The sequence below is a fragment of the Streptomyces sp. genome (assembly GCF_036524955.1).
GTDB lineage: Bacteria > Actinomycetota > Actinomycetes > Streptomycetales > Streptomycetaceae > Actinacidiphila.
In genome coordinates this window covers 1-2,406 of the sequence record NZ_DATDBG010000151.1, presented here as the reverse complement: position 1 = coordinate 2,406, position 2,406 = coordinate 1, and the positions used below count along the sequence as shown (strand labels likewise).

Annotated in this window: 1 protein-coding gene and 2 rRNA genes; all 3 read right to left on the bottom strand. The window is 69.7% G+C overall.

What is annotated here, in order from left to right; genetic code table 11:
* Positions 1–129: 129 nt before the first annotated feature.
* Positions 130–834 carry a tetratricopeptide repeat protein gene (locus VIW71_RS12335; protein WP_331622162.1) on the bottom strand — a complete coding sequence of 235 codons (705 nt, stop codon included), beginning with the start codon at positions 832–834 and terminating at the stop codon, positions 130–132.
* 943 nt (positions 835–1,777) lie between these two features.
* Positions 1,778–1,894: ribosomal RNA gene (gene rrf, locus VIW71_RS12330) — 5S ribosomal RNA — on the bottom strand.
* Positions 1,895–1,951: 57 nt separating this feature from the next.
* Positions 1,952–2,406: ribosomal RNA gene (locus VIW71_RS12325) — 23S ribosomal RNA — on the bottom strand; the annotation flags it as partial.

The window sequence follows — 2,406 nt, the reverse complement described above, 5'->3', positions numbered from 1 at the left end:
TCACTCGAGCGGACGGTCAGCCGGGCGGGCGGTCAGTCGAGCGGACGGTCAGCCGGGCGGGCGGTCAGTCGAGCGGACGGTCAGTCGAGCGGACGGTCGCCGGACGGGACGCGACAGCCGCGGCGGAGGTCAGCGCCCGAGCGCGGCCAGTCGATCCTCGGCGTCAGCGAAGCCGGGCGCCACCTCACGGATGCGCCCGAACAGCTGCCGCGCCGCGGTTGCGTCGCCCGAGCGGTCGTACAGATCGGCGAGCACGTACCACGTGCGGATGTGGTGATCGCGCAGTCGCCGCGGCATCTCCCCCGCTGGCCGCAGCAACGCGATCGCGCCGCGTAGATCACCACGGTCGGCGAGCGAACCGGCCATCACGATGCGGCCTTCCGCCACGACCGCGGCCGACGGCGACGCTGCTTTGAGCTCGGTCCACAGCTCGGCCACCTTGGCGTGGCGGCGCAGCGCCCGGTAGCAGTCGGCCAGCACGGGGAGGTGTTCGACGCTTCCTGACAGTGTCCGGTACGCCTCGAGCTCGGCTGCGGCCACCCGCCACTTGCCGAGGCGGTAGAGCGTCAGCCCATAGAGCTCGCGAGCGCTGGCCACGCCGGCGAGCTCTGCCATGAGCGGTGCAAGGGTCCGACGCGCATCGAAGTACCGCTCGCGGCGGAAGGCGGACTCGGCGATCGACAACTGCTCGCGGAACCGACTTGCATCGCGAGAGCCGAGCGCGCTGAGGAGGTCCTCCTCGAATCGCGTCGGCAACGGGCTGCTGCGCCGCGTCTGCTCCGGATGGCTGGGGACGTCGCGTTTCGGCACCGGTTTCGGCGCGGGCTTCGGCAAAGTCCGTGCACTGCGGCTGATCGCTCCCTTGGCCGCCGCTCGCACGGCACCCTCGTCGATCCACTCCTCCGGCTGCCACGGCTCAGGGGCCTTCGGCTCGGTCTGCCGCAGCCCGGATGTACCTCGACGCGGCGGTGCGTCATCGTCGAACTGCTTCTCGACGTGAGCGGGACGGCCGCGGGAGGGTCCGGACGGTCGACCAGCGTTGCGGCCCGCCGACGGCGGACGGCGGTCACCCGTGCGGCCGGCGTTGCGGCCCGCCGATGGCGGACGACGATCACCCGGTCCGCCGGCGCTGCGGCCCGCTGATGGCGGACGGCGGTCACCCGGACGGGCGCGATCGCCGCGACCATCCGCCTCATCTCGCGGCGCATCGAAGCGCCGTGGCGCCGGCCGGACGACGCGCCCGCTCGATCGTGAACCGGGCCGAGGTCCGCCACTCGGTCGCGCCGTGCGCCCCGCGCTCGACGGCCCTTGGCGCGACCTGTCCTTGTTGTCGCTGCCGCCGCCGCTAGAGCCCGGCCGACCCGAGGTGGGCCGGGCCGGCCGCGAGCGATCGCCAGATGGCCCGGAGGCTGGGCGACCGCGTCCGTATTCCCCGCTGCTGCGGTCGGCGGAGGACCGACTGCTCCCTGCCCCTCGGTTGCCACCCGGGCGGGCGGGACGGCCGTCAGCGCGGCCCGGCGCCGATGCCGATCCATCGCTGCGGCGGGGCGATGGCGACCCCCGGCCCGACGCGCCGCCGGATCCCCCGGGCCCTCGCGACACGCTGCTGTGCGATGGTCGACCGCCTTTGCCCCCACGCCCGGCATCGCTCGAGCCGCCGCGGGGGCGCGGCGACGATGACGAGGGACCATCCGATCGAGGCACGACCGGGAACCCTAGGGCCAGCGACGCGGAAAAACGACGAGAGCCCCCGACTGGCGGGGGCTCTCTACGAGGAATCCGGCGGCGTCCTACTCTCCCAGGGGGTCTACCCCCAAGTACCATCGGCGCTGGCGGGCTTAACTGCCGTGTTCGGCATGGGAACGGGTGTAACTCCGCCGCTATGGCCACCGGAAATCAGTTGTCAACGTGGATCTCCCACGAGGACTCCAGAGCAAGCACGAGCGTTCTTCAAACCAAGCCCTCGGCCGATTAGTACCGGTCGGCTAAATGCGTTACCGCATGTACACCTCCGGCCTATCAACGTGATGGTCTCGTCACGGGCCTTACCAGGTTAACCCTGTGGGAATGCTCATCTTGGAACAGGCTTCCCGCTTAGATGCTTTCAGCGGTTATCCCTTCCGTAGGTGGCTAATCTGCCGTGCCCTTGGCAGGACAACAGACACACCAGAGCTACGTCCATCCCGGTCCTCTCGTACTAGGGATAGCCTTCCTCAACATTCCTTCGGCTGCGGAGGATAGGGACCAAACTGTCTCACGACGTTTTAAACCCAGCTCGCGTACCGCTTTAATGGGCGAACAGCCCAACCCTTGGGACCTGCTTCAGCCCCAGGATGCGATGAGCCGACATCGAGGTGCCAAACCTTCCCGTCGATATGGACTCTTGGGGAAGATTAGCCTGTTATC